General features: G+C 65.1%; 26 protein-coding genes and 1 other RNA gene. 21 read left to right on the top strand and 6 right to left on the bottom strand.

Going from position 1 to position 23,750, the window contains the following annotated elements; translation table 11 throughout:
* Window positions 1-182 precede the first annotated feature (182 nt).
* Both AC1DYL_RS11195 and AC1DYL_RS11190 read left to right on the top strand, forming a co-directional pair.
* Window positions 183-473 carry a DUF4164 family protein gene (locus AC1DYL_RS11195; RefSeq protein ID WP_477173195.1) on the top strand — a complete coding sequence of 97 codons (291 nt, stop codon included), beginning with the start codon at window positions 183-185 and terminating at the stop codon, window positions 471-473.
* A gap of 1 nt (window position 474) precedes the next feature.
* On the top strand, window positions 475-846 hold the full coding sequence (locus tag AC1DYL_RS11190) for a cell division protein ZapA (RefSeq protein ID WP_477149845.1): 372 nt from the start codon (window positions 475-477) through the stop codon (window positions 844-846).
* Here the strand turns inward: AC1DYL_RS11190 and AC1DYL_RS11185 are convergent.
* Window positions 843-1,772, bottom strand: a complete 930-nt coding sequence (locus AC1DYL_RS11185) for a lytic transglycosylase domain-containing protein (RefSeq protein ID WP_477173194.1) — start codon at window positions 1,770-1,772, stop codon at window positions 843-845. The genes AC1DYL_RS11190 and AC1DYL_RS11185 overlap by 4 nt on opposite strands.
* A gap of 45 nt (window positions 1,773-1,817) precedes the next feature.
* Window positions 1,818-3,515 carry a cation:proton antiporter gene (locus AC1DYL_RS11180; RefSeq protein ID WP_477173193.1) on the bottom strand — a complete coding sequence of 566 codons (1,698 nt, stop codon included), beginning with the start codon at window positions 3,513-3,515 and terminating at the stop codon, window positions 1,818-1,820.
* Window positions 3,516-3,608: 93 nt separating this feature from the next.
* On the opposite strand from AC1DYL_RS11180, the gene ssrS reads away from it, so the two are divergent.
* The 3 genes from ssrS (at window position 3,609) to AC1DYL_RS11165 (ending at window position 5,193) form a co-directional block, all read left to right on the top strand.
* Window positions 3,609-3,765, top strand: a non-coding RNA gene (gene ssrS / locus AC1DYL_RS11175) — 6S RNA.
* Window positions 3,766-3,784: 19 nt separating this feature from the next.
* Window positions 3,785-4,381, top strand: coding sequence for a 5-formyltetrahydrofolate cyclo-ligase (locus tag AC1DYL_RS11170; RefSeq protein ID WP_477173192.1), 597 nt, complete (start codon window positions 3,785-3,787; stop codon window positions 4,379-4,381).
* Complete coding sequence (locus AC1DYL_RS11165) at window positions 4,378-5,193, top strand: TIGR00282 family metallophosphoesterase (protein ID WP_477173191.1); 816 nt, start codon at window positions 4,378-4,380, stop codon at window positions 5,191-5,193. Before AC1DYL_RS11170 ends, AC1DYL_RS11165 begins: the two co-directional genes overlap by 4 nt.
* On the opposite strand, the gene AC1DYL_RS11160 is transcribed toward AC1DYL_RS11165, so the two are convergent.
* Window positions 5,194-6,276, bottom strand: a complete 1,083-nt coding sequence (locus AC1DYL_RS11160) for a hypothetical protein (RefSeq protein WP_477173190.1) — start codon at window positions 6,274-6,276, stop codon at window positions 5,194-5,196.
* 252 nt (window positions 6,277-6,528) lie between these two features.
* Here AC1DYL_RS11160 and AC1DYL_RS11155 point away from each other — a divergent pair, with 252 nt between their 5' ends.
* Complete coding sequence (locus tag AC1DYL_RS11155; RefSeq protein ID WP_477157081.1) at window positions 6,529-7,278, top strand: YebC/PmpR family DNA-binding transcriptional regulator; 750 nt, start codon at window positions 6,529-6,531, stop codon at window positions 7,276-7,278.
* 288 nt (window positions 7,279-7,566) lie between these two features.
* A complete protein-coding gene (locus tag AC1DYL_RS11150; RefSeq protein WP_477173189.1) occupies window positions 7,567-7,941 on the top strand; it encodes a VOC family protein in 375 nt (124 codons plus the stop codon).
* Here AC1DYL_RS11150 and AC1DYL_RS11145 read toward each other — a convergent pair.
* Window positions 7,938-8,711, bottom strand: coding sequence for a GGDEF domain-containing protein (locus AC1DYL_RS11145; RefSeq protein WP_477149837.1), 774 nt, complete (start codon window positions 8,709-8,711; stop codon window positions 7,938-7,940). The two genes, AC1DYL_RS11150 and AC1DYL_RS11145, sit on opposite strands and share 4 nt — an antisense overlap.
* A gap of 113 nt (window positions 8,712-8,824) precedes the next feature.
* Window positions 8,825-9,601: a GGDEF domain-containing protein gene (locus AC1DYL_RS11140; protein WP_477173188.1), complete on the bottom strand. Its 777-nt coding sequence runs from the start codon at window positions 9,599-9,601 to the stop codon at window positions 8,825-8,827.
* Between the two features lie 154 nt (window positions 9,602-9,755).
* Between AC1DYL_RS11140 and ruvC the strand changes: the two genes are divergently transcribed.
* Genes ruvC through AC1DYL_RS11115 form a run of 5 tightly spaced genes read left to right on the top strand, consistent with a single transcriptional unit; the run spans window position 9,756 to window position 12,823 of the window.
* Window positions 9,756-10,259: a crossover junction endodeoxyribonuclease RuvC gene (gene ruvC / locus AC1DYL_RS11135; protein ID WP_477173187.1), complete on the top strand. Its 504-nt coding sequence runs from the start codon at window positions 9,756-9,758 to the stop codon at window positions 10,257-10,259.
* Window positions 10,256-10,873: a Holliday junction branch migration protein RuvA gene (ruvA, locus tag AC1DYL_RS11130; RefSeq protein ID WP_477173186.1), complete on the top strand. Its 618-nt coding sequence runs from the start codon at window positions 10,256-10,258 to the stop codon at window positions 10,871-10,873. The genes ruvC and ruvA overlap by 4 nt, the downstream gene beginning before the upstream one ends.
* The gene (gene ruvB / locus AC1DYL_RS11125; RefSeq protein WP_477173185.1) at window positions 10,870-11,913 is read left to right on the top strand and encodes a Holliday junction branch migration DNA helicase RuvB; all 1,044 of its coding nucleotides are present in this window, start codon (window positions 10,870-10,872) and stop codon (window positions 11,911-11,913) included. The genes ruvA and ruvB overlap by 4 nt, the downstream gene beginning before the upstream one ends.
* A complete protein-coding gene (locus tag AC1DYL_RS11120; RefSeq protein ID WP_477149830.1) occupies window positions 11,913-12,431 on the top strand; it encodes an NUDIX hydrolase in 519 nt (172 codons plus the stop codon). The genes ruvB and AC1DYL_RS11120 overlap by 1 nt, the downstream gene beginning before the upstream one ends.
* Window positions 12,428-12,823, top strand: coding sequence for a YbgC/FadM family acyl-CoA thioesterase (locus AC1DYL_RS11115; protein ID WP_477173184.1), 396 nt, complete (start codon window positions 12,428-12,430; stop codon window positions 12,821-12,823). The genes AC1DYL_RS11120 and AC1DYL_RS11115 overlap by 4 nt, the downstream gene beginning before the upstream one ends.
* 53 nt (window positions 12,824-12,876) lie before the next feature.
* Here AC1DYL_RS11115 and AC1DYL_RS11110 read toward each other — a convergent pair whose 3' ends face one another.
* A complete protein-coding gene (locus tag AC1DYL_RS11110; RefSeq protein ID WP_477173183.1) occupies window positions 12,877-13,317 on the bottom strand; it encodes a CHRD domain-containing protein in 441 nt (146 codons plus the stop codon).
* Between the two features lie 304 nt (window positions 13,318-13,621).
* On the opposite strand from AC1DYL_RS11110, the gene tolQ reads away from it, so the two are divergent.
* The 9 genes from tolQ to glmM all read left to right on the top strand — a co-directional run bounded on the left by tolQ (window position 13,622) and on the right by glmM (window position 23,744).
* A complete protein-coding gene (tolQ, locus tag AC1DYL_RS11105; RefSeq protein WP_477157168.1) occupies window positions 13,622-14,326 on the top strand; it encodes a protein TolQ in 705 nt (234 codons plus the stop codon).
* The gene (gene tolR, locus AC1DYL_RS11100) at window positions 14,326-14,787 is read left to right on the top strand and encodes a protein TolR (RefSeq protein ID WP_477173182.1); all 462 of its coding nucleotides are present in this window, start codon (window positions 14,326-14,328) and stop codon (window positions 14,785-14,787) included. The genes tolQ and tolR overlap by 1 nt, the downstream gene beginning before the upstream one ends.
* A gap of 4 nt (window positions 14,788-14,791) precedes the next feature.
* The gene (locus tag AC1DYL_RS11095) at window positions 14,792-15,874 is read left to right on the top strand and encodes a hypothetical protein (protein WP_477173181.1); all 1,083 of its coding nucleotides are present in this window, start codon (window positions 14,792-14,794) and stop codon (window positions 15,872-15,874) included.
* A 35-nt stretch (window positions 15,875-15,909) separates the two neighbouring features.
* Window positions 15,910-17,217, top strand: coding sequence for a Tol-Pal system beta propeller repeat protein TolB (gene tolB / locus AC1DYL_RS11090; protein ID WP_477149825.1), 1,308 nt, complete (start codon window positions 15,910-15,912; stop codon window positions 17,215-17,217).
* Between the two features lie 183 nt (window positions 17,218-17,400).
* Window positions 17,401-17,892, top strand: coding sequence for a peptidoglycan-associated lipoprotein Pal (gene pal, locus AC1DYL_RS11085; RefSeq protein WP_477149824.1), 492 nt, complete (start codon window positions 17,401-17,403; stop codon window positions 17,890-17,892).
* Between the two features lie 202 nt (window positions 17,893-18,094).
* Window positions 18,095-19,132 carry a tol-pal system protein YbgF gene (gene ybgF / locus AC1DYL_RS11080; RefSeq protein WP_477173180.1) on the top strand — a complete coding sequence of 346 codons (1,038 nt, stop codon included), beginning with the start codon at window positions 18,095-18,097 and terminating at the stop codon, window positions 19,130-19,132.
* Window positions 19,117-20,142: a tRNA lysidine(34) synthetase TilS gene (gene tilS, locus AC1DYL_RS11075; protein ID WP_477173179.1), complete on the top strand. Its 1,026-nt coding sequence runs from the start codon at window positions 19,117-19,119 to the stop codon at window positions 20,140-20,142. The genes ybgF and tilS overlap by 16 nt, the downstream gene beginning before the upstream one ends.
* Window positions 20,143-20,286: 144 nt before the next feature.
* Window positions 20,287-22,218 (top strand): ATP-dependent zinc metalloprotease FtsH, encoded by a 1,932-nt coding sequence (gene ftsH, locus AC1DYL_RS11070; protein ID WP_477173178.1) that lies wholly within the window; start codon window positions 20,287-20,289, stop codon window positions 22,216-22,218.
* 182 nt (window positions 22,219-22,400) lie between these two features.
* Entirely contained in the window at window positions 22,401-23,744 is a 1,344-nt protein-coding gene (glmM, locus tag AC1DYL_RS11065; RefSeq protein WP_477149820.1) for a phosphoglucosamine mutase, read from the top strand.
* The last annotated feature ends 6 nt before the right edge of the window (window positions 23,745-23,750 follow it).

The raw sequence follows: 23,750 nt of genomic DNA, 5'->3' as shown, positions 1-23,750 counted from the left end.
GGCTAAGGGGACGAAAGCCCGGAAAACCGGGCGCCTCGAACCCTCCTGCCGAGGCGGGTTGACGCTTAGCAGGTTCCTTTGACCTGTCAATGTCGCCTCCCGGAGGGGGGCGTTGCCACGCCGCGCTAGCTTTGCGCTATAGTGCCAAGTGGAATCGCCCTTTTCCGCGATGGGGGGTCGGGATGGCCGAGAATAACTCCGATGAAGGATATGAGGCCGCCGCCAGCCGGCTCGACAAGGCATTCGCGCGGCTCGAAGCGAGCGTGCGCAGCCTCAACGGCCGGATGCGGGCGCATAGCCGGATAGAGTCCGACACCCAGAAGCTGGTGAGCGAACGGCAGCGGCTGGCGCAGGAGCTCGACAAGGTCAGCGCCAAGGCAAAGCGGCTCGATGACAGCTCCGCCGAAGTGGCGCGGCGCCTCGTCGTCGCCATGGAGTCGGTACGCGAAGTGCTGGCGAAAGAGGACAGCTGACATGCCCGAGGTCAATGTCGACATCAACGGCCGCAAGTACCGCATGGCTTGCGAAGAGGGCCAGGAGCAGCACCTGCTCGGGCTCGCCGACCGCTTCAACCAGCATATCGACCAGTTCAAGGGCACCTTCGGCGAGATCGGCGACAACCGCCTGACGGTGATGGCAGGCATCGCCGTGCTCGACGAACTGGCGGAAGCCGAACGCCGTATTGCCGATCTCAAGCAGGACGTCGCCAACCTCACCCAGGTCGGCGAGGCGCTGACACATGAAGCCGAGGGACTGGAGCAGCGTTTCGCCAAGCGGCTCAATGAAGCAGCCCGGAAGATCGAGGCTATCTCTACCGCCATCGACGAGACCGGCGCCGGCGCCTAGTTCTTCCTGACGATGCAGGAGCCGCCGGCTGCCTGCAGCCTGGCGCAGAGTGCATCGGCGTCGGCCCGGTTGTCCCGCCCGATCATGGCATAGTGCCTGAGCCGCGGCCCGAAGTTCGGGTTGCGCGCCATCAGCAACATCAGCTTCTCACTGCCCAGCACCTTGGGATAGTTCGCCTGCACCCGCTCGAAGCGACGGATGACCACGCCCTGCGAGAAGTTCTGCGCCAGCAGCACGCCCCACGGCTTCCATTCGCTCGGCTGCCGGTCGAGCCTCGGCACCCGCTCCGCCTCCGCCATCTTCACGCAGGCATCGACGAATGGCTCATCCTTGCCGATGGCGAAGTCGACCTCGGGCGGAGTTTCCGCGAGCCACGCATCGGGATCGCGGCCGGTGACGATCTCCACATAGAACCGGGTCTCGGCTGGCAGATAGCTACCACCTTTCACATAGCCCGAGGCCCGTCCTTCGCCGCCATTGTAGGCGACAGCGGCCAACCCAAGGTTGCCGAACTTGTCGGTGAGGAAGCGCAGGTAGTTCGCCGATTTGGCCAGCGCCTCGCTCGGATCGAAGGCATTCCGCAGCCCCCGGATGCGCGCTGTTGTGGGAATGAACTGAGCGATCCCCTGCGCGCCGGCGGTGCTCAGCGCAAACGGATCGAACCGGCTCTCCTGCCAGATCAGCCGCGCGAAGTATCCGACCGGCAGCTCCTCGCGCCACGCAAACAGCTGGATCGCCCCGCAGGTGTCGCGAAAGAACTGCTCCTGCCGGATGCACACCGCGGTCCACGCCGGAGCGGCAGGATCGGCGGCGTAGCACGAGCGTGGCTTCGTCGGCCCGGCGTCGCTCTCGACAGCCCAAGCGGTGCAGCTAAACGCCGCGATCACCATCGCTAGTCCGAGGCCGATCAGTCGTCCGCCGCGCATGCTGCAAAGCTAGGGTGCGCTCGGGGCTGGGGCAAGTCCGGCGACTTAGTCGCTGAACCGTCCCGGTTCCCAGTTCGCCAGTACCGCCTGTTGCAGGTCGATCTCTTCCATGATTTCGCGCAGCACTTCGTCGTCGAGCTTGCGCTCGTCACGGGCGGCGACGAGGGCGGCGCGGCGGGCTTCGAGCACCGTCCGGCCCAACTCGAGCACCATGGCGTCATGCGCGGAATGGGATTGGCGCTGCGCTGCGTCCTCGACGCTGGCGCGCTTCAGCATCTGCTCGGCGGCGGCCCGCGCGGCTGGATCGGTCTGGCCGTCGCGGAAGGCGGTGATGGCGGCTTTGCTGGCGGCGTCAGCGATATCTCGCGCGATGACGTGCTGTGCGGCGCGATACTTGTCCTCCTCCGGATCGGAAATGCCGAGGACGCCGATCAGCCAGGGAAGCGTCAGGCCTTGGACCAGCAGCGTGCCGATGGTGACCGCGAAGGCGACGAACTGGATGACATCGCGGCCGGGGAAGGCCTCGCCCGCCAGCGTCGTCAGCGGAATACCGGCGGCGGCTGCGAGGGTGACCACGCCGCGCATACCGGTCCAGGCGATGACCAGGTTCTCGCGCCAGCTGAACGGCTCGGGTACGTCGTACCCGCCCTGCCGCAGCACTTCCCGGCGGCGCTCGAAACGGCCGCCTCGCCTGCCCAACCGCCGCGGCGGCTCCTCGCCGGCCTCCATGCGGGCGATCGATTCCCGCACCCTGCGTGTCTGCCAGCGCGATACGAAGCCAGTGCCGAACACCCAGGCAATACGCACGAGGATCACCGCAACGAGCACGACCAGCGAGAGCCCGAGCAGTTCGGGCAGGCTGAAGCCGGTTGCCGTCGCCTCCTCGATGACGAACTTCATCTGCAAGCCGATATAGGCGAAGACGAAGGCCTCGAGCAGCGCGTCGGCGGTGCGCCAGAACTGGCGTTCCTGGATGCGCGCGGCATAGCCCGCCTCGGTCGAGTTGTGCCCGAGGGAGAAGCCGGCGGCAACCACCGCGAGTACACCGGAAGCCCCGACTTCCTCGGCCACGAGATAGGCGGTGAACGGCACGAGCACGGAGAGCACGGTGACCAGTGAAGCGTTGGTCATATGTAGCCGAGTGCGATGCACGATCGCGCCGATCACCATCCCGATGACGATGCCGACGATCACGGCATAGCCAAAATAGAGGAAGCCGTTTTCGATGAAGAGGTGGCGGCCGGTCACCGTGGCGGTGGCGAAGGCGAAGAGGGTAAGCGCGGCCGCATCATTGATCAGGCTCTCGCCCTTCAGCACGGTCATCATCCGGCTGGGGAGCCCGAGCTTGCGGCCCACCGCGACAGCGGTCACCGCGTCGGGCGGCGACACCACCGCTGCAAGCACCGTCGCCACCGCCAGCGTCATGCCCGGGATGATCGAGGCGGAGACCGCGCCGACGACGGAGGTGGTGACCAGCACCAGCACCACGCCGAGGTTCACGATCGACCCCAGCCGCTTGATGAAGCTGACGAACGAGAATTCCGTCGCGGCCGAATAGAGCAGCGGCGGCAGCACGACGGTGAGGATGATCTCGGGCTCGAGTTCCAGCCGCGGCAGTCCGGGAACGAATGAGGCGGCGAGGCCGACCAGCGCCAGCAGCAGCGGCGCCTGGATGCTGCGTCGCTCGGCGATAATGGTGACGGCTATGGCCGCGATCATCACCAAGAGGATCTGTGAAACCATGCGTCGCCCCTGTGCCCTTGCCCGCCTGATATAGGCGGGGACGTGGAAAAGGAAAGAAGCGCTTGGCGTTGGCGCGCTGTGCGCCCTATATTGAATAGGCTGCCCGGTGCGTGTTGGATCTTATTTCCCTGGGGCCGTACTGATCCTTAAGGGAGCTGTCACCGTTCGGACCCGTGGGTTCGGACACACGGCGCCCACCTACGTAAGTAGGTTCCCAGGATCTGTATCCCACGGCCAGGGCGGCACCTAATTCTTCGCCAGAAAGCCCCATGAGCGACGCAAAGATCGAAGAGGCGAAAGCGGCGCTCCGAGCCGTAGCGCACAAGAATCGAGCGGCCTTCCATCCGTCCCTGCGCAACGAGGCGGCCCATGCGGCCATGCTGCATTTCTTCGATGCCGTGCCCATCGAGAAGGGCGAAGTGGTCGCAGGCTACTGGCCGATCCGTGACGAGATGGACGTGAAATCGGTGGTGGCCCGGCTGATGGATGCCGGCCAGCCAGTGTGCCTGCCGGTGGTGCTGGGCGACGAGCAGCCGCTCGAGCTTCGGCTCTGGGAAGACGGCGCGCCGCTTTACGAAGCCGGTTTCGGAACGCTCGCCCCGGCGGAGGAAGCGCCGCGCGCCGCGCCCGACGTCATCCTCATGCCGCTCCTCGGCTTCGACAAGCACGGCACCCGCCTTGGCTACGGCGGCGGGTATTACGACCGGACACTGGCCGCGCTGCCGAAGCGGCCAAGGCTCATTGGCTTCGCCTTTGCGCTGCAGGAGGTGGATTTGATCCCGCGCGAGGCGCACGATGTGCCGCTCGACGCTATCGTGACTGAACAGGGCGTCCGCAACTTCGACAAAAAGGCGCCGGTTACGTGAGAGTCCTGTTCCTGGGCGACGTGGTCGGCAAGTCCGGCCGGGACGCCGTTTCCGACCGCCTTGCCGGGCTGGTCGACAAGCACAAGTTCGATTTCGTGGTGATCAACGGCGAGAACGCCAGCCATGGGCGCGGGCTGACCGAAGGGCACTTCGCCGAGATTAAGGCTGCCGGCGCCGACGTCGTGACGCTGGGCGACCACGCCTTCGACCAGCGCGACACACTGACATACATCGCCCGCGAGCCGACGCTGCTGCGGCCGGTCAACCTCGCTCCGGGCACGCCCGGACGCGGTGCCAATCTCTATGAAAGCCGCGCCGGGCACCGGGTGCTGGTGATCAACGCGCAGGGCCGGGTGTTCATGGATCCGGTCGACGATCCGTTCCGCGCCGTCGAGGCCGCGGTCGCCGCCTGTCCGCTCGGCGAGCAGGCCGATGCGATCATCCTCGATTTCCACACCGAGGCGACCTCGGAAATCCAGGCGATGGGGCACTTCCTCGACGGCAAGGTCAGCCTTGTCGTCGGCACCCACACCCACATCCCCACCGCCGATCACCGCATCCTCAAGGGCGGCACGGCGCTAATGGCCGATGCCGGCATGTGCGGCGACTACGACTCAGTGATCGGCGTCGAGGTCGACGAACCGCTCAACCGCTTCCTCACCGGCATCGCCACCGGCAGGTTCACCCCGGCGGATGGTGAGGCGACGCTGAGCGGAATAGCGATCGAGACCGATCCAAGGACCGGTCTCGTCGCTAAGCTGTCGCCCGTCCGGGTGGGTGGTTCGCTGGCCCAGGTCGAGCCGGCGTTCTGATCAGGGCAGTACCATGTTGATCTGGCAGGTCCAGTCGTCGGGTAGAAACTGGCCATCCTCTGGCATTCCATTGGGATAGATGACTTCGTCTGGTATTCCCATGTCTCCCCCCGGCACGACCGGAGGCGCTGTGTAGGTGTAGACCGTCCCGTCGGGTAGCGTAACCTCGAAATACGTGCCGGCCGGCCAGGGAACATTGCCGCTGTTGACCAGACTCACTTGTGAATGTGCGACGACCTCGCAACTTGCAGACATCACCACGCCCTCGGGGAAGCCCGGGAGCGGCCCGGTGTCGCCAGTCTCATATTTGTTCTCCGGCCAGACCGGCGGACTATCGGGGAAGATTACCGTGAACTCGCACTGGAAATCATCGGGGAAGCCACCGGGCCATTCGAGACCCCAATTCCCGCCGGGAAGCCAATCGGTGTAGAGTACGAACTCGTGGATACTGCCGTCCGGCATCACGGTCATCACCTTGGTTCCGGCTGGCAGATTGTATTGGCCGATATTTTTGAAGTCGAGCGTGGCCTCGAACGGGGGCGGACCAGTAATCACCTTGCAACCGACTTCACCCACCTGAGACGGCTCTGGCGGATCATCGGGCGTCTCCAGGGGATTGCTCGGCGTCTCCGGCAAGTCGTCCGGCGTTTCGGTCGGTTCGTTGGCAGGCGGGGCCACCTTCACAGCGCAGGTGGAATCGGCAGATACTTGAACACCCTTGAGCGGTACTTCGATCGGCTTTCCGGGCGCCCAGTCCGCCTCAAGCTTGAACAGCTTCTGGATATTGCCAGGCTGCATGTAGAACATGACTATCGTGCCAGCCGGGATCACCTTTCCCGTCCCGTTGACGACGCTGACCGCTAGGCCGCCATGCCCTTCCTTGACGAGGCACCTGATACCCTCCGTGGACTTGGGCAGGCGTCCCTCCTGGGCGCGGGCAGTCTCGGAGTCACCGTGATCGCCATCCTCGACCCTCGGGCGATCCGGTTCCGGGTCGGTGCGTGTCTGCGCGAAGGCAGGCGCGGCGCCGGCCACCAGTATTGCCGCCAGTGCGGCGAGCGAAAATCTCTTAAGGGCGTCCATCTCAAGCTCTCTTCTTGGCGGCGCCATTGCCGCATTGGATGAACGGACCTTGCAGGTTCGTGACTGAACGGGCGGTGATATCCGCATTTATCGCGGGTTCACATTTTGATTTCCGTTGGAATGGCGGGATGTCTTGGCATGGAGCGCCCATTCTAGGCGGGTGCGTTCCGACATCGCGCGCACACTTTATTTTCGCCGCGGCCGCCCCTATAACCGCCCACCACCGACACACATGCCAACAGGGGTGACCGCATGGCCGGCCATTCGCACGCCAAGAACATCATGCACCGCAAGGGCAAGTCCGACGCGGCTCGCTCGAAGGTGTTTTCGAAACTCGCTCGTGAAATCACCGTGGCTGCCAAGCTCGGCGTGCCGGACCCGGCGTTCAATTCGCGCCTGCGCCTCGCAGTCAGCAACGCTCGCGCGCTGTCGATGCCGCGCGACAACATCGAGCGCGCTATCAAGAAGGCGAGCGGCGCCGACACCGAGAACTACGAAGAGATCCGCTACGAAGGCTACGGCCCCGGCGGCGTTGCCGTCATCGTAGAGGCGCTGACCGACAATCGCAACCGCACCGCCTCGAACGTGCGCTCGACCTTCTCCAAGAATGGCGGCGCACTGGGGGAAACCAACTCGGTCGGCTTCATGTTCGATCGCGTCGGCGAAATCTTCTACCCAGCCACCGCCGGCTCGGAAGACAAGGTGATGGAAGCGGCCATCGAGGCCGGCGCCGACGACGTCGAAAGCGATGAAGAAGGCCACTGGATCTACACCTCGTTCGAGGCACTGAACGAGGTCGCGGCAGCACTCGAGAAGGTGTTGGGCGAGGCAGAATCGGCCAAGTTCATTTTCAAGCCGCAGAACGAAGTGCCGGTGGACGCGGAAAAGGGTGCGACGCTGCTCAAGCTGATCGGCATCCTCGAAGAGGACGACGATGTGCAGAACGTCTACGCCAACTTCGACATCAGCGACGAAGACATGGCCAAGATCGACGCCGCCTAAGATTGACGCGTGAGCGTTTGACAAATCCGGGCCTGGGCAATAGTTCAGGCTCGTTACGCCGAAAAAACGTAGGCCGGTTAAGGTGAGTCCGGCCCTCCCGCGAGGGAGATTGTCCCGCCCAAAAGGCGAAGGACCCACGGCAAGCCGACGAGCGCCCGATCCCCGGGTGCCCGCTGCTTGTTGGGATATGGGTCGATGACATTTCACCGCCAGCTTCATGCCCTGAGCCGCGTGCGCCACGAGACCGGTCGTTCGACCGTTTCCTCTCGCAACCATCAGGACATCATCATGCAATTCAATCACGCTAATCTTGCTGTTGCCGACGTCACGGCCGCAGCAGAGTTCTTCCAGCGCCACTTCGATTTCACCGTCGTCGGCGAAGCGCACGACAACTTCATCGTCATGGAGGGTGAGGGCGGCTTCGTCCTCAACTTCATGGCATCAGGCAAGACCGAAGCCACCTACCACAAGAACTTCCATGTCGGCTTTTTCGTCGGCAGCGTCGCCGAGGTGCGGCTGAAGCATGCCGAACTTGTCGATGCCGGCTACGGTCCGGGCGACGTGCAGCAGTTCAATCGTGGCGGCAGCCGGACGACGACGTTCTACTGCCAGGCCCCCGGCGGCTTCCTCGTTGAAGTCGCAACGACGGCTGCGGACGACTAGGCCGCTGCAGCGGGCAGCGTCTCGTAATGCGAGATGGACGCGACTGCGGTGCAGTTGCGTCCGTTCTGCTTTGCCGCATAGAGCTGTTGGTCGGCTAATCGGAACAACTCGGTGAAGGGCAGGGAGCGGTCGTAGACCGCGCCGCCCACGCTCACCGTCAACTGGTAGGGCTTGCCGTCGGGGGCGAACCTGGCTTCGCAGACCGCGAGGCGAAGCCGCTCGGCAACGGCCTCGGCGATCAGCAGCGTGGTGCCGGGCAGGTAGACGGCAAACTCCTCGCCACCGATGCGTCCGACGAGATCGGCAGCGCGCAGCACACTGCGCACCGATTTGGCGATCAGCCGCAGCGCGGCGTCGCCGTGGTCGTGGCCGTAGGTATCGTTGATCGCCTTGAAGTTGTCGGCATCGATAACGAGCAGGGTGCCGCGCATGCCGTCGTCGGCGAAGCGGCCATCGGCCAGCGCTTCCTCCACTTCACGGGTGAAGGCACCACGGTTCAGCAGCTCGGTTAGATTGTCGGTCGCCGCATGGTGGCGCAGCAATTCGTGGGCGATGGCGAGCTCACGCAATTTGCTCAGCAGGAAGAACAGCATGGGGATGGCGAGGCCCATCGGCACGAACACGTCGAGGGCGATCGACCAGCGGAGCGACTCGGGGCTGAGATTGTGGAAATTGAAGGAGTCGACGAACAGCGCGACTGCAATGCAACCGATCGTGCCCAGCGCTGTCCAGAGGAAGACGCGGCCCCAGCCGCTGGGCGAAAAATCCAAAGCTCGCATTCCTTCAGCACTTCTGCGCAGAAGCCGCGGACGTTAGGCCGGGCGAGTTGAGATCGCCTCAAGCCGCTGGATCGGATTTTATCTATCGCCGGAATTTAAGTGCTTCAGCGCACCGCGGCGTTCAGCGCGACGAGGTCTAGATCGACCTGTTTGCCGCCCAGTTCGACGCGATTGCGCCCGGTGTGCTTGGCCTCGTAGAGGCGGCGGTCGGCGATACGGAACAAGTCTGAGAAGCCGGCATCGCCTGCGCATACGGCGCCGCCGATGCTGACTGAGAGGCGCTGCGCGATGCCATCCGAGGTGATGAACAGGGCGTTGACCGCGGCGCGGATGCGTTCCGCGACAAGGTCGGCTACTTCGGGTCCGGCATCTTCCAGGAAAACGCCGAACTCCTCGCCACCAATGCGTCCGACCAGGTCGCCGTCGCGCACGCTGTCGCGGATGGCGCCGGCGATCAGCTGCAGCACCTCGTCGCCGCGCTCGTGGCCGAAACGGTCATTGACCGTCTTGAAGTGGTCGGCGTCGATGATCAGCAGGGCGCCGCTGCTGCTCATCCCGCTCAGGCTCACGCCGACGCGCGAGGTGAAGGCGCGGCGGTTGAGGCAGTCGGTCAGCCAATCGGTTGAGGCGAGCGTCTCCAGCCTGCGGTTGGCCTCGCGCAGCTGTGCCGACCTGATCTGCAGGAACAGCAGGATCGGGCCACCCAATGCGGTCGGCATGCCGAGGGCGAGGACGATGCCGACATCATTCATGCCCTGGTTGAGGGACATCATGACAAGGTTGGAGATCACCCAGGACGCGACCGTGGAAACGGAGAGGATAAGGATGGTCCGCTGCCAGACGGTGCCCCATGCCGATTGTGGCAATACCAAGCCGCTCATTCCCGCGCCCCCGGAGTGAATGCGTATGGGCTTAAGCCGCAATGCTTGAATGCAAATTAATATGGTTGGTTGGATGCGCGGCTATTTCCCCAGCTGTTTCCGTTTCGTTCACAAAGCGCTTGGTAGGATTCAGCTCCTGACCTAAAGCTTCGGAATGGCTGAAACGGTGCGAATCATCGGGATTGATCCGGGGCTGAGGCGCTGCGGCTGGGGCATCATCGAAAGCTCCGGCAACCGTCTGGGCTTTGTCGCCTGCGGCACAATCACGCCCCCGGTGGAGGGCTCGCTGGCCGATCGGCTGGTGGACCTGCATCGCGGCATCATGGCCGTGCTCGACGAGCATGCGCCCGAGGAAGCGGCGGTCGAAGAGACGTTCGTCTCCGCTGGCGCGCGATCGGCGCTGCAACTGGGCCAGGCGCGTGGCGTGGTGCTGATGACCCCGGCGTTGCGCGGGCTGCCGGTGGGCGAGTATGCCGCCAACCTGATCAAGAAATCGGTCGTCGGCACCGGTCACGCCGAGAAAGCCCAGGTACAGATGATGATCAAGATCCTGTTGCCGACGGCGACCTTCAAGGGCGCGGATGCGGCCGATGCGCTGGCCATCGCCATCTGCCACGCGCACCACCGCGCCATCCGCAAGCTGAGTGTTCCTGCATGATCGGCAAGCTCAAGGGCCTCGTCGACGGGTTCGGCGACGACCACGTGCATCTCGACGTCAACGGTGTCGTGTACGAGACGTTCTGCTCGGCCAAGACGCTGGCGGCGCTACCGCAGGTTGGCCACGCTGCGGTGATCCATACCGAGATGATCGTCCGCGAGGACATGATCAGGCTCTACGGCTTCTTCACCGAAGCCGAGAAAGCCTGGTTCGGCACGCTGATGACGGTGCAGGGGGTCGGCAGCCGGGTGGCACTCGCCATCCTATCAGTACTCACCCCATCCGAGCTCGCCAGCGCCATCGCGCTGCAGGACAAGGCGATGATCGGCCGCGCCAACGGCGTCGGTCCTAAGCTCGCCGTCCGCATCGTCACCGAGCTCAAGGGCAAGGCCCCGGTCGCCGGCGTGATCGATGCGGGCGTGCTCGGCCTGCAGGCCGCGTTGGGCGAGGGTGCGGCGGCGACCAACGTCACCGACGCGGTTTCGGCGCTGACAAACCTCGGCTACTCCAGCGCGCAGGCCTCCGCCGCCGTGGCGCGGGTGGTCGGCCGCGACGGCGATGGGATAGCGACCGACAAGCTGATCCGGCTGGGGCTCAGGGAATTGAGTTCGTGACCGACCTGACCTCCGCCCATACCGGCCGGGACGACTCGCTGGATGTCTCGCTGCGGCCATCGGGCTTTTCCGAGTTCATCGGGCAGGCCGAGGCGCGGGCCAATCTCGAGGTGTTCATCCAGGCGGCGAAACACCGAGGCGCGGCGCTGGACCATGTGCTGTTCGTCGGCCCGCCGGGTTTGGGCAAGACCACGCTGGCGCAGATCGTTGCGCGGGAGCTCGGCGTCGGGTTCCGGGCAACCTCGGGTCCGGTGATCGCCAAGGCCGGCGACCTCGCGGCGCTCTTGACCAACCTCGAAGAGCGCGACGTGCTGTTCATCGACGAGATCCACCGGCTCAACCCGGCGATCGAGGAAATCCTCTATCCGGCGATGGAAGACTACCAGCTCGACCTGATCATCGGCGAAGGGCCCGCGGCGCGTTCGGTGCGGATCGATCTGGCGAAGTTCACTCTCGTCGGCGCCACCACCCGCGCCGGACTGCTGACAACGCCGCTGCGCGACCGCTTCGGCATCCCGATCCGGCTCAATTTCTACACCCCGGAAGAGCTGGTGAAGATCGTCGAGCGCGGCGCGCGGCTGCTCGGCATCGGAATGGCGCCGGATGGGGCGATGGAAGTTGCCCGCCGTTCCCGCGGTACGCCCCGCATCGCCGGCCGGCTGCTGCGCCGCGTCACCGATTTCGCGCTGGTCGACGGCGCCAAGGAGATCACCCGCTCGGTGGCCGACAAGGCGCTGCTGCGGCTCGATGTCGATGCGCGCGGCCTCGATCAGCTTGACCGGCGCTACCTCAAGGTGATCGCCGATTTCTACGGCGGCGGGCCGGTGGGTATCGAAACCATCGCGGCGGCCCTCAGCGAGCCGCGCGATGCGCTGGAGGAGATCGTCGAGCCCTACCTGATCCAGCAGGGCTTCATCCAGCGCACGCCGCGCGGCCGCATGCTGACGGCGCTCGCCTTCCAGCATATGGGCATCGGCGTGCCGCAGGGCTTCGTCGGGATGCAGGGCAGCCTGTTCGAGGAACCGGAGGGAGAGAACTGATGGTCGAGCACCGCCCTGTCCTGCGCCATGACAGCATGGTCTGCTTCGATGACGGCGCCGCCCGCTTCCAGATGCGGGCTGCCGGCATCGCCATCCGCAACGGGCGCGTGCTGATCCAGAACATCAAGGGCGGGTACGGCACGTTCCTGCCTGGTGGCCGGATCGAGCAGGCAGAGGCGAGTGTCGAAACCCTGGTGCGCGAGATGCAGGAGGAATTCGGCCATCCCGTCGAGGTCGGCCAGCTCGCCTTCGTGATCGAGTCTTTCTATCCCGAGAAATCGCAGGTCTTCCACGAGGTCGGGCTCTACTACCGGATCGAAGTGTCCGACGATTTCCCCTATCACGACACCGATATCTGCCATCGCTGTTACGAGGGCCCGGTCGAGATGGAATATCGTTGGGTGCCGACGACGGCGGAAGCGCTCGCGACAAGCGTGTTCTATCCCGAGCCGCTCCGCGGGCGGCTTGGTGACATACCCTCGACCACGATCCACCTCCTCGATCGGTCGGCGGCATGAGCGGCGCCAACCACATCGCAGTCCGTGTCTACTACGAAGACACCGATTTCTCCGGCAACGTCTACCACGCGGCGTACCTGCACTTCTTCGAGCGGGCGCGGACCGAGTTCCTGCGCGAGCGCGGCGTGCATCACTCGGAGCTGGTGAAGGATGGCATCGCCTTTGCGGTGCGCACGATGACCATCGACTTCAAGGCGGCGGCGCATATCGACGACCTGCTGGAGGTGACCACCGAGGTCGCTTCGCACAGCCCGGCGCGGCTCCATCTCGTCCAGTCGATCAGCCGCGACGGTGTCGAGATTACCCGGGCCGATGTGCAGGTGGTGGCGATCAAGACCAGCGGCGGCGTGGCGCGGATGCCTCGCCATCTGGTCGAAGCGCTCAAGGCATAGAAAAAGGGCCGCCGGTTTGCCGGCGACCCAAGGTTTTGCCTGCGATCGGCGTCCTACATCGCGGCGGGCTTAACCTGTCCGCGGATCTCGCCGTCAGGGAACTTGGCCGTATGGAGGTTGAAGTACCACTGGCCACCCTGCAACTGGGTGATCTGGTCATCGGTCAGCGTGGCGTTGCCGTTGATCGGGCTCGCGAGCGGATCGGCAAGCGGTACAACCGGATCGGCATTGGCGCCCTCGGCAGCCGGGCCGTGGAAATGGGCGCCGGTCGCGTCGCCGCTCAAGCCTTCATAGGTGACAGTCCAGGTGAAGACCTTGCTGTCGGTGTCGAGTGTCGCTTCCACCTTGCCGGTGGCGGTAGAATCCGTGGGCGGCACCTCCGAGGCGGCCGTCAGGTCGGCGGTGAACTTCACCACTTCTGCAAAGGCCGGCATTGCCGAAAAAGCCAATACGGCGGTGGCGGCCAGCAAGGTGCGAGTCAGATAGAGATACATTGGGATCTCCCTCGTCGTTGACGTGTTGTGGACAACCGCAGGCTCCCACCTGGCGGCAGGCCACGTCCACAACGCGATAGCTTGCGATCAGTTGCGCTGCGCTGATCGGTCGCGCTCACGCGAACGCGAGGAATCGCTTTGTTAACACTTGCTTGACCATAAGTAAGGCAGTGCACCACCAGTGCTGCCAAAGGTCCGGGATTCCGGGCTTTTCTCTTAAATTTGACAAATTTGAACCGCATCGACCCGACGATCAGGTTTCGGTCGTCGGGGCCGGACTGAGAAGGACCCTTACATGGAAGCCATGGACGCCGTCGGCACGGTCGCTCCGCATGCCGACCTTTCGATCTGGGCGCTGTTCTGGCAGGCCGACCTTGTCGTCAAGACGGTGATGATCGGGCTGCTCGCGGCCTCGGTCTGGTGCTGGGCGATCATCGTCGACAAGTCGATGCTCTATGGCCGCGCCAAGCGCGAGATGAACCGTTTCGAGCGGGTGTTCTGGTCGGGCCAGTCGCTCGAGGAACTCTACCAGCAGATGAGCGAGAAGCCGGCGATGGGGCTCGGCGCCATCTTCGTCGCCGCGATGAAGGAGTGGAAGCGCAGCCACGAGCAGAACGCTTCCTCGTTCGTCGGCGTGCAGGGGCGCCTCGACAAGGTGCTCGACGTCGCCATCAGCCGCGAGAGCGAGAATCTCGAGAAGCGCCTCGGCTTCCTCGCCACCGTCGGTTCGGCGTCGCCCTTCATTGGCCTCTTTGGCACGGTATGGGGGATCATGAACGCATTTACGGCCATCTCGGCCGCGTCGAGCACCAATCTGTCCGTAGTCGCCGGGCCGATCGCCGAGGCGCTGTTTGCGACGGCGCTGGGCCTGCTCGCCGCTATCCCGGCGGTCATCGCCTACAACAAGCTGTCGGGCGACGCCAACAAGCTGATTGGGCGGCTCGAGGGCTTCGCCGACGAATTCTCGACCATCCTCTCGAGGCAGCTCGAAGCGCGGGGTGCCCGCTGATGGCAATGGCAGTATCGGGCGGTGGCGGGAGCGGCCGCCGGCGTGGCCGCCGCCGCGGCGGCGGCTCCAAGCCGATGAGCGATATCAACGTCACGCCGATGGTCGACGTGATGCTGGTGCTGCTGATCGTGTTCATGGTGGCGGCGCCGCTGATGACGGTGGGCGTCCCCATCGACCTGCCGAAGACGCAGGCGACGCAGCTCAATACCGAACAGAAGCCGATCACTATCTCGGTCACCAACGAGGGCGCCATTTTCCTCGCCGACCAGCCGGTGAGCCTCGACGATCTCGTCACCCAGGTGGCTGCCGTGGCCGCCAATGGCACCGAGGATCGCATCTACGTGCGTGGCGACCTCGCAGCCAATTACGGCTCGGTGATGCAGGTGATGGGCGCGCTGTCGGGCGCCGGCTACGCCAAGATCGGTCTGATCACGGAACAGGCCCAGCAACAGGACCAGTGAGCTGATGCGCACCGGGTTCACGGTTTCCACCATTGCACATGCCGGACTGATCGCCATCGCGATCATCGGCATCGGCATGGGGCGACCGATGGACGCGGTTCCGGTCGAGTCGATCGCCGTCGACCTCGTGCCGATCTCGGAATTCGCCAACATCCGCATGGGCTCGATGGACAGCACGGTCGTCGAGACCGAGGCGCCGTCGGTGGTCGATGACGTGAAGCCGGCCGAACTGGCGCAGCCGACCGGCAATACCCAGGAAGACCAGCCGACCCCCGAGGACAATCCCGACCCGACGCCCGCGCCGACCGAGCAGACCGCTCCGGCGCCCGAGGCATCGACCGAGCCGGTGGTCGAGCCCGAGCCGGAAGTTGCGCCGACACCCGCCGAGCGTCCCGCGGTCGAGCCGCAGCCCGAGCCAGTGGTCGAGCCGGTTGCCGAACCCACACCTGAGCCCACCCCGGTGGCGACGCCGGACCTGACGCCCGATCCGACCGATGCGGCACCCAAGCCGACGGTGCACACGGCCTCGCTCGACCAGAAGCGCGCCGAGTTCAAGAAGCAGCAGGAAGCGCAGAAGCAGCAGAAGGCCGATGAAAAGGCAAAGGCGGAAGCGGACAAGAAGAAGGCCGAGGAAGAGAAAAAGAAGAAAGCGGCCGAGGAGAAGGAGCGCGTCGAGCAGGCGAAGGCCGACGACGCAAAGAAGGTCGCCGACGAAGTCGCCAACCTGATCAACAACGAAGAGTCGCGCGGCGCTACTACCGGGGCCGGCGGCGAAGCGACGCTCGGTCGCGAGGATGGTCGGGCCGCTACGCTCAGCAATTCGGAGATCGGTGCGCTGGTGGCGCAGATCCAGGCCTGCATCACGCTGCCGGCCGGCGCCGAGGATGTCGACGCCCGGGCCGAGTTCACTTTCTCGATCGGGGCCGACGGTATGGTGGCGGGCCAGCCGCAGATGATGAGTTCGCCGGCCAATACCATCGAGGATGCCTACGCACGGGCAGTTCAGCGCGCACTGATGCGCTGCGGTCCGTTCACAATGGCCATGGGCCAGGATGTTAGAGCACAGTTTGCGGCGCGGTCGTTCTAGCGAGCCCGAGGCCAGACAAGACATGGAGACGTAAGATGACCCTGATCACCCGGCGCAACGCGCTGAAACTCGGCCTCGCCGGCGGCGCTTTCGCGCTCGCTACCCCGTCCCAGGCTCTGGTCGAGATCGTCGTGACCGGCGGCAATTTCACGCCGCTGCCGATCGCCATTCCGGATTTCGCCTCGTCCGACCCGGCCTTCGGCGCCGAGATCGCCGAGATCGTGCGCAATAACCTGAAGCGCTCCGGGCTGTTCGTGCCGCTCGACCCAGCGTCGCTCCCGATCCGCGTCGGCGACGTGACCAACGAGCCGGATTTCGCCGCCTGGCGTGGCGCAAGCGTCGATGCGCTGGTCATGGGCTCGGTGGAGCGCGGGGCTGAGGTCTCGTCGCAGGTCCGCGTCTGGGATACGCAGGCGGCGGCGCAGGTGGTCGGCAAGTCCTACAAGACCGACGCGCAGAACTATCGCCGCATCGCGCACATCGTCTCGGACGCCATTTACGCCTCGCTGTCGGGCGGCACCGGCTATTTCGATACCCGCATCGTCTATGTGGCCGAGAGCGGCCCCAAGGCGAACCGCGTGAAGCGCCTCGCGATCATGGATCAGGACGGCGCCAATGTGCAGTACCTGACCTCCGGCAAGTCGCTGACCTTCGGGCCGAAGCTCTCGCCGAAGGGCGACAGCCTGGTGTTCACCTCCTATGAGGACGGCAACCCGCAGGTCTACTATTCCGGCCTCGGCGGCGCTTCCAAGAAGCTGATCGAGGGCGCGCCGATGTCGTTTGCCCCGCAGTTCTCGCCCGATGGCGGCACTGTGGTATTCTCGGTGTCGAACGGCGGCACCACCAATATCTACGCGGCCGGTGTCGGCAGCGGGAACCCGACGCAGCTGACCAGCGGTGCGGCAATCGACACGTCGCCGAGCTATTCGCCGGATGGCTCGCGCATCTGCTTCGAAAGCGACCGCGGCGGCAGCCCGCAGATCTACATCATGGGTGCCGGCGGCGGCGGGGCGCAGCGCATCTCCTATGGCGAGGGCAGTTATTCGACGCCGGTCTGGTCGCCCACTGGCGATCTCATCGCCTATACCCGCCAGTCGGGTGGACAGTTCCATATCGGCATCATGAAGCCCGATGGTTCGGGCGAGCGTATCCTGTCCTCGTCCGGGCAGGTGCAGGAGGGTCCGACCTGGGCTCCGAACGGTCGCGTCATCGGCTTCTTCCGCGATCCGGGCGGCGATGCCGGTCCGGGGCTGTGGTCGATCGATATCTGGGGACGGAACGAACTCAACCTCGCGACGGAGTCGTTCGCGTCCGACCCGAGCTGGTCCCCGCTGCGCGCCTAGTCGCTAACCAATTGCGGGGAGAGCACAGATCCGTGTCTTCCCCGCAACATCACGGAAAAGCCCGGATTCCGGCCACATTCGCGCCAGAATGACCAACAATTAACCAAGCGCGACAACACCACCTTAAGATTACCGGCGGTAAAACTTCGCCAATCAAATCCTTCCGTTCAGGAGATCAACCGGATGCGTTCCGTAACGCCCCTAATCGCCGTGCTGCGCGCTGCCGCGCTGGTAGTCCTCGTGGTCGCTGTGGCGGCCTGTTCGCGCAATGGCGCTGGCGGTACCGGCGTCGGTAACCTCGGGCCCGGTGGCGGTGCTCCCGGCAGCCAGCAGGAATTCCTGGTGAGCGTCGGCGACCGCGTGTTCTTCGAGACCGACTCCTCGAACCTGACGCCGACCGCCCTGGCGACCCTCGACAAGCAGGCGCAGTGGCTCAACCAGTACCGCAACTACCGCATCATGATCGAAGGCCACGCCGACGAGCGCGGTACCCGTGAGTACAACATCGCGCTGGGCGCCCGCCGCGCCTCGATCGTGGTCAACTACCTGACCTCGAAGGGCGTCGACGCTCGCCGCATCACTTCGAAGTCGTTCGGCAAGGAACGTCCTGTGGCCATCTGCAACGATATCTCGTGCTGGTCACAAAACCGCCGTGCTGTGACGGTCGTACAATAAGCTCGAGCGAACTTCGGGGCGGAGGTCGCGGCCACGCGATGTCTCGCGCGTAATCCCCGAAGCTTGTTCGTACTGGAGGCATAAGCGCCGGGCGCCAGCGTATTTGGGCCCGGCGCTTTCTTTTTGTCGAAATCCTGCGCTAATCCAAGCACGTGCAGCGCCCGCTGCGAGCGACCTCCTTGGACCCGACGGAGCTTTGATGGTGAAACTCCCCCGAATTCGCGGATCGGCCTACCGACCCGCGATCTATGCCACCTTGTTTGCCGCAGCGCTGGCGGTTCCGGCCTTCGCCGCGACCAGCCCGTTGCAGGTCGGCCAGGCGAGCCTCGTGCCGCCGCGGGCGATCGCGGAAACGCGAATCCATGTGGCACAGAACCAGCAGTCGAGCGCCGAGTTGCTGGTCCGCATCCAGGACCTCGAGGAGCAGATCCGCTCGCTCACCGGCCGCGTCGAAGGGCTGGAGTTCCAGCTGACCCAGATGCAGACCCAGCTCCAGAAGCAGGCTGAGGACAACGAGTTCCGCTTCCAGCAGCTGGAAGGCGGTGCTGGGGGAAAACCGCAGGCGGCAGCGCCAACTGACGGCGCGACGCCGTCCAATACGCTGCCGCAGACCCCGGCCCAGCAAGCTCCCGCAACCGCCGCAACACCGGAAGCGCCGGCCACGGCCGCGCCGATGGACGATCTGCCGCTCGCCGATCTCAACGGCGAGCCGATGGACAGCGTCGGCGATTCCGCCGATCCGCTGCTCAAGGGCGGCGTCGACCAGCTCGGCACCATGACAGGGGAGGATCCCCTTGGCGGGCGTCCGCTCGATCTATCGCTCGGCGGCGGTGGCGAAATCTCCAATGGCGATGCCACGGCGCAGTACGACGCCGGCTACGACGCCATGACCCGCGGCGACTATGCCTTTGCGGCCGACCAGTTCCAGCAGTTCGTCGCGCTCTATCCCGACGATCCGAAGGCGCCCGATGCCATCAACTGGCTGGGCGAAGCGCTGATCCAGCGGGGCCAGTTCACCGATGCGGCGCAGGTGCTGGCCGATGGCTACACCAAGCACAAGGACTCGAACCGCGCTCCGGACATGATGCTGAAGCTCGGGGTGGCGCTGGTTGGTGCCGACCAGGTGGATGTGGGCTGCCGCACCTTCTACACGCTGAAGCAGCGCTATACGCAGCTCACGCCCGCCTTCACGCAGCGGCTGGCAGAGGAAGCCCAGAAGGCCAAATGCCCGGTGAGCTGATCGACAGCGAGGCGGTCTTCGCCCCGCTGGCCGAATTCCGGCGGATCGGGCTCGCCGTCTCAGGCGGGCCCGACAGCCTGGCGCTCATGCTGCTGGCGGCAGAGTTCGCCAAGCGGCACACGGCGCATCAGCGTTTTGTCGTCTACTCGGTCGATCATGGCCTCAGGCCCGAGGCGGCAGGGGAGGTGGCCTATGTCACCGAGGCCGCCGGGAAGCTCGGGTTTACCGCACGCGGCTTGCGGTGGGAGGGGCCGAAGCCGGCGACCGGCATCCAGCAGGCCGCCCGCGCCGCCCGCTACGGCTTGATCGCCGAGGCGATGGCGACCGACGAGGCCGAGATCCTCCTCACCGCGCATCACCTAGTCGACCAGGCCGAGACTGTGCTCATGCGGTTGGCCCATGGCAGCGGCGTCGAGGGTTTGCGCGGCATGGACTACCTGGGCGAGATCGCCGGCCTCGTCGTCGTGCGGCCGCTGCTCGGCGTCGATCCGGCGGATCTCGCAGCCCTGGTCGCGGCTTCCGACCTCACACCCGTTGCCGATCCCAGCAATTCAGACACCGATTACGAGCGGGTCCGCTGGCGCCAGATGCTGCCGCAACTGGCTGCCCTTGGGCTCGATGCGAGCCGGCTATCGCGCTTCGCCAACCGGATGCGCGATGCCGACCAGGCGTTGGCGGCTATTGCGGCTACCCTCGCGACCGCCGTCGACCCCCGCACCGGCAGCGGCGGCGTCGCGCGCGCCGTCCTGCTCAAATCCCCGCGCGCCATCGCGATCCGGGTCATGGCGAACCTGCTCAATGTCGTCAGCGGCAGGCAAAAGCCGCATGATCTCGCACCCATCGAAGCGCTGACCGATCGCTTGCGGATGGAGCCAGCCCTGAAGCGGACAAGTTTGCATGGTTGTCTCATCGAGAGCGACGGGGTGACGATCGTCGTCGCGCGGGAGCCGGGCCGGCAGGCGGCACGTCAATCTCGCGTGAGGTCCGAGCCACCCGTGACACGGAATTAACCGGAAAAGCGCAAGCTCTCTCGACTTTTCGGCCAAACCGCCGCACGAGTTTCGGCCCGCCGCTACCTTGTAAGGCCCAGGAGCGAGGCCTACATTCGCTCCAACTCTCCGGCCTCTCCCGTGCCGGACTTCAGGACAGGATTGATGAACGTCAATTTCCGGAACTTCGCCATCTGGCTGGTGATTCTGTTCATGCTGATGGGCCTGTTCCAGGTCTTCCAGTCGTCGACCAAGTCGATCTCGATGACAGACAAAAGCTATAGCCAGTTTGTTTCCGACGTGGACGCGGGCAGCGTGAAGTCGGTGACCATTACCAACGACATCGTCTCGGGGGTGTTGAACAACGACACCAAGTTCGAGACCGTGCTCCCGCAGGGTGCCGATATCATTTCGCGCCTCGAGGATCGCGGCGTGCAGATCACGGCACAGCAGCCGGAATCGAGCCCGTTCTGGGGCATGCTGCTGACTTCGTGGCTGCCGTTCCTCGTCATCATTGGCGTGTGGTTCTTCTTCATCCGGCAGATGCAGGGTGGGGGCCGTGGCGGCGCCATGGGCTTCGGCAAGTCGCGCGCCAAGCTGCTGACCGAGACGCAGGGCAAGATCACCTTCGAGGACGTCGCCGGTGTCGACGAGGCCAAGCAGGACCTCGAAGAGATCGTGGAGTTCCTCCGCGATCCGGGCAAGTTCCAGCGCCTGGGCGGCAAGATCCCGCGCGGCGTGCTGCTGGTCGGCCCGCCGGGTACCGGTAAGACGCTCATCGCGCGCGCCGTCGCCGGCGAGGCGAACGTGCCGTTCTTCACCATCTCGGGTTCGGACTTCGTGGAAATGTTCGTCGGCGTGGGCGCTTCGCGTGTCCGCGACATGTTCGAGCAGGCCAAGAAGAACGCGCCCTGTATCATCTTCATCGACGAAATCGACGCCGTCGGCCGTCACCGTGGCGCAGGCCTCGGCGGTGGTAACGACGAGCGCGAGCAGACCCTGAACCAGCTGCTGGTCGAGATGGACGGCTTCGAGGCGAACGAGGGCATCATCCTCATCGCCGCGACCAACCGCCCCGACGTGCTGGATCCGGCGCTGCTGCGTCCGGGCCGCTTCGACCGCCAGGTCGTGGTTCCGAACCCGGATGTGCAGGGTCGCGAGAAGATCCTCAAGGTGCACGTCCGCAAGGTGCCGCTGGCTCCCGATGTGGACCTCAAGGTGCTGGCTCGCGGGACGCCCGGTTTCTCCGGCGCGGACCTGATGAACCTCGTCAACGAGGGTGCTCTGCTTGCGGCTCGCCGCAACAAGCGCTTCGTCACGATGAGCGAATTCGAGGATGCCAAGGACAAGCTGATGATGGGCGCCGAGCGCCGCACCCTCAGCCTGACCGAGGAAGACAAGAAGCTCACCGCCTATCACGAAGCCGGGCACGCGCTGCTCGCGATCAAGATGGACGCGTCCGATCCGATCCATAAGGCCACCATCATTCCGCGCGGGCGTGCGCTGGGCATGGTGATGCGCCTGCCGGAGCGCGATCAGGTGTCGCTGACCCGCCGCAAGGCCTATGCCGACCTCGCGGTCGCCATGGGTGGCCGCGTCGCCGAAGAGGAAATCTTCGGCTACGAGAAGGTGACCTCGGGCGCCTCAGCGGACATCAAGATGGCAACCGGTCTCGCTCGCGCGATGGCCACCGAATGGGGCATGTCCGACAAGCTTGGCCCGCTGCTCTACGGCGACAACCAGGATGAAGTGTTCCTCGGCCGCTCGATGATGCAGCGCCAGGTGCACATGTCGGACGAGACCCAGCAGGTGGTCGATGCCGAGGTGAAGCGCTTCGTCGAGGAAGGCTACCAGACGGCGCAGAAGGTGATCCGCGAGTACATCGACGATCTCCACACCATCGCCAAGGCGCTGCTCGAGTTCGAGACGCTGACCGGCGACGAGATTCGCGGCCTGATGGAGGGCAAGACCCCGCTCCGTCCGTCCGACACCGATACTCCGATCAAGGGCACCAGCGTGCCGACCGCCGGCAAGACGGGCAAGAAGCGCCCCGACGCCGACCCGGGCACCGCTGCCGAGCCGCAGCCGGGCAATTAAAGCCCGTCGCTCGCAAGATCAGGGCCGCCCTCCGGGGCGGCCCTTTTGCTTTGTGGTGCACAGACCGGTATGAGCCCCACATCCGCCCGGATTTCCGGGTTAACGAAACGGCACCAATCTATTTCGTATGCTTGGGGCTTGGCGCTAAAGTTGCGCCATCCCAATCGAGGGGGGCTTACCCAATGGCGCGCAGGTATTTCGGCACGGACGGCATTCGCGGGCTGGCGAACGGCGACAAGCTGACGCCGGAGCTGGCGATGAAGGTCGGCATGGCGGCGGGCCTCAAGTTCGTCAACGGCGACCACCGCAACCGCGTCGTCATCGGCAAGGATACCCGCCGCTCCGGCTATATGATCGAGAGCGCGCTCACCGCCGGCTTCACCGCCGTGGGGATGGATGTCTACCTGCTCGGCCCGATGCCGACGCCGGCCGTTGCAATGCTCACGCGGTCGCTGCGTGCCGACCTGGGCGTGATGATCTCGGCGTCGCACAATCCGTTCGACGACAACGGCATCAAGCTGTTCCGCCACGACGGCTACAAGCTCTCCGACGCGCTCGAGGACGATATCGAGCAGCTGATGGATTCCAACATGCTGGGTGCGCTGTCGCAGGGCCGCGACATCGGCCGGGCGCATCGCGACGAGGCGGCGCAAACCCGCTACATCGAATATGCCAAGCGCACCATGCCCAAGGGCGTGGACCTCAGCGGCCTGCGCGTGGTGCTCGATTGCGCCAATGGCGCGGCTTACAAGGTGGCGCCCACGGCGCTGTGGGAACTGGGCGCCGAGGTGTTCGTCATCGGCAACGAGCCGGATGGCTTCAACATCAACGACAAGGTCGGCTCGACAGCGCCGGAAGCGTTGATCGCCAAGGTCAAGGAACTGCGCGCCGATATCGGCATCGCGCTCGATGGCGACGCTGATCGGGTGATCATCGTCGACGAAAAGGGCGAGATCGTCGATGGCGACCAGTTCATGGCAGTGATTGCCCAGTCCTGGCATGCGCGCGGCGAGCTGCGCGGCGGCGGGTTGGTCGCGACGATCATGAGCAATCTCGGGCTCGAGCGTTATCTCGGTGGCATCGGGCTCAACCTCGAGCGCACCCAGGTGGGCGACCGCTACGTGCTCGAAGCGATGCGTGCCAAGGGCTTCAATGTCGGTGGCGAGCAGTCGGGCCACATCATCCTCACCGATTTCACCACTACCGGGGATGGGCTCATCGCCGCCTTGCAACTGCTGGCCGTGGCCAAGCAGGCGAACCGACCGGTGTCCGAGATCTGCAAGCGCTTCGACAAGGTGCCGCAACTGCTGCAGTCGGTCCGCTACAAGGAGGGCAAGCCCCTCGAGCACAAGCTGGTGCTGCAGGCGATCAAGGAGAGCCAGGCCCGCCTCGGCACCACCGGGCGCCTCGTCATCCGCCCCTCCGGCACCGAGCCGGTAATCCGGGTCATGGCCGAGAGCGACGACGAGGGGCTGGTTGCCGCCATCGTCAGCGAGATCGCCGCAACCATCAAGAAGGTGGCTTAGGCTTCA

Source organism: Devosia sp. P1_H9 (assembly GCF_056405135.1).
This window is presented reverse-complemented; position numbering and strand designations above follow the sequence as displayed.

Coding starts and splice junctions, on each gene's coding strand:
- AC1DYL_RS11160 (WP_477173190.1), bottom strand. CDS start 6,276: ATGGACGCCCTTAAGAGATTTTCGCTCGCCGCACTGGCGGCAATACTG.
- pal (WP_477149824.1), top strand. CDS start 17,401: ATGCGTTCCGTAACGCCCCTAATCGCCGTGCTGCGCGCTGCCGCGCTG.
- tolB (WP_477149825.1), top strand. CDS start 15,910: ATGACCCTGATCACCCGGCGCAACGCGCTGAAACTCGGCCTCGCCGGC.
- tolQ (WP_477157168.1), top strand. CDS start 13,622: ATGGACGCCGTCGGCACGGTCGCTCCGCATGCCGACCTTTCGATCTGG.
- AC1DYL_RS11195 (WP_477173195.1), top strand. CDS start 183: ATGGCCGAGAATAACTCCGATGAAGGATATGAGGCCGCCGCCAGCCGG.
- tilS (WP_477173179.1), top strand. CDS start 19,117: ATGCCCGGTGAGCTGATCGACAGCGAGGCGGTCTTCGCCCCGCTGGCC.
- AC1DYL_RS11150 (WP_477173189.1), top strand. CDS start 7,567: ATGCAATTCAATCACGCTAATCTTGCTGTTGCCGACGTCACGGCCGCA.
- AC1DYL_RS11120 (WP_477149830.1), top strand. CDS start 11,913: ATGGTCGAGCACCGCCCTGTCCTGCGCCATGACAGCATGGTCTGCTTC.
- AC1DYL_RS11190 (WP_477149845.1), top strand. CDS start 475: ATGCCCGAGGTCAATGTCGACATCAACGGCCGCAAGTACCGCATGGCT.
- AC1DYL_RS11115 (WP_477173184.1), top strand. CDS start 12,428: ATGAGCGGCGCCAACCACATCGCAGTCCGTGTCTACTACGAAGACACC.
- AC1DYL_RS11180 (WP_477173193.1), bottom strand. CDS start 3,515: ATGGTTTCACAGATCCTCTTGGTGATGATCGCGGCCATAGCCGTCACC.
- glmM (WP_477149820.1), top strand. CDS start 22,401: ATGGCGCGCAGGTATTTCGGCACGGACGGCATTCGCGGGCTGGCGAAC.
- tolR (WP_477173182.1), top strand. CDS start 14,326: ATGGCAATGGCAGTATCGGGCGGTGGCGGGAGCGGCCGCCGGCGTGGC.
- AC1DYL_RS11170 (WP_477173192.1), top strand. CDS start 3,785: ATGAGCGACGCAAAGATCGAAGAGGCGAAAGCGGCGCTCCGAGCCGTA.
- AC1DYL_RS11140 (WP_477173188.1), bottom strand. CDS start 9,601: ATGAGCGGCTTGGTATTGCCACAATCGGCATGGGGCACCGTCTGGCAG.
- ruvA (WP_477173186.1), top strand. CDS start 10,256: ATGATCGGCAAGCTCAAGGGCCTCGTCGACGGGTTCGGCGACGACCAC.
- AC1DYL_RS11155 (WP_477157081.1), top strand. CDS start 6,529: ATGGCCGGCCATTCGCACGCCAAGAACATCATGCACCGCAAGGGCAAG.
- AC1DYL_RS11185 (WP_477173194.1), bottom strand. CDS start 1,772: ATGCGCGGCGGACGACTGATCGGCCTCGGACTAGCGATGGTGATCGCG.
- ftsH (WP_477173178.1), top strand. CDS start 20,287: ATGAACGTCAATTTCCGGAACTTCGCCATCTGGCTGGTGATTCTGTTC.
- AC1DYL_RS11110 (WP_477173183.1), bottom strand. CDS start 13,317: ATGTATCTCTATCTGACTCGCACCTTGCTGGCCGCCACCGCCGTATTG.
- ruvC (WP_477173187.1), top strand. CDS start 9,756: ATGGCTGAAACGGTGCGAATCATCGGGATTGATCCGGGGCTGAGGCGC.
- AC1DYL_RS11095 (WP_477173181.1), top strand. CDS start 14,792: ATGCGCACCGGGTTCACGGTTTCCACCATTGCACATGCCGGACTGATC.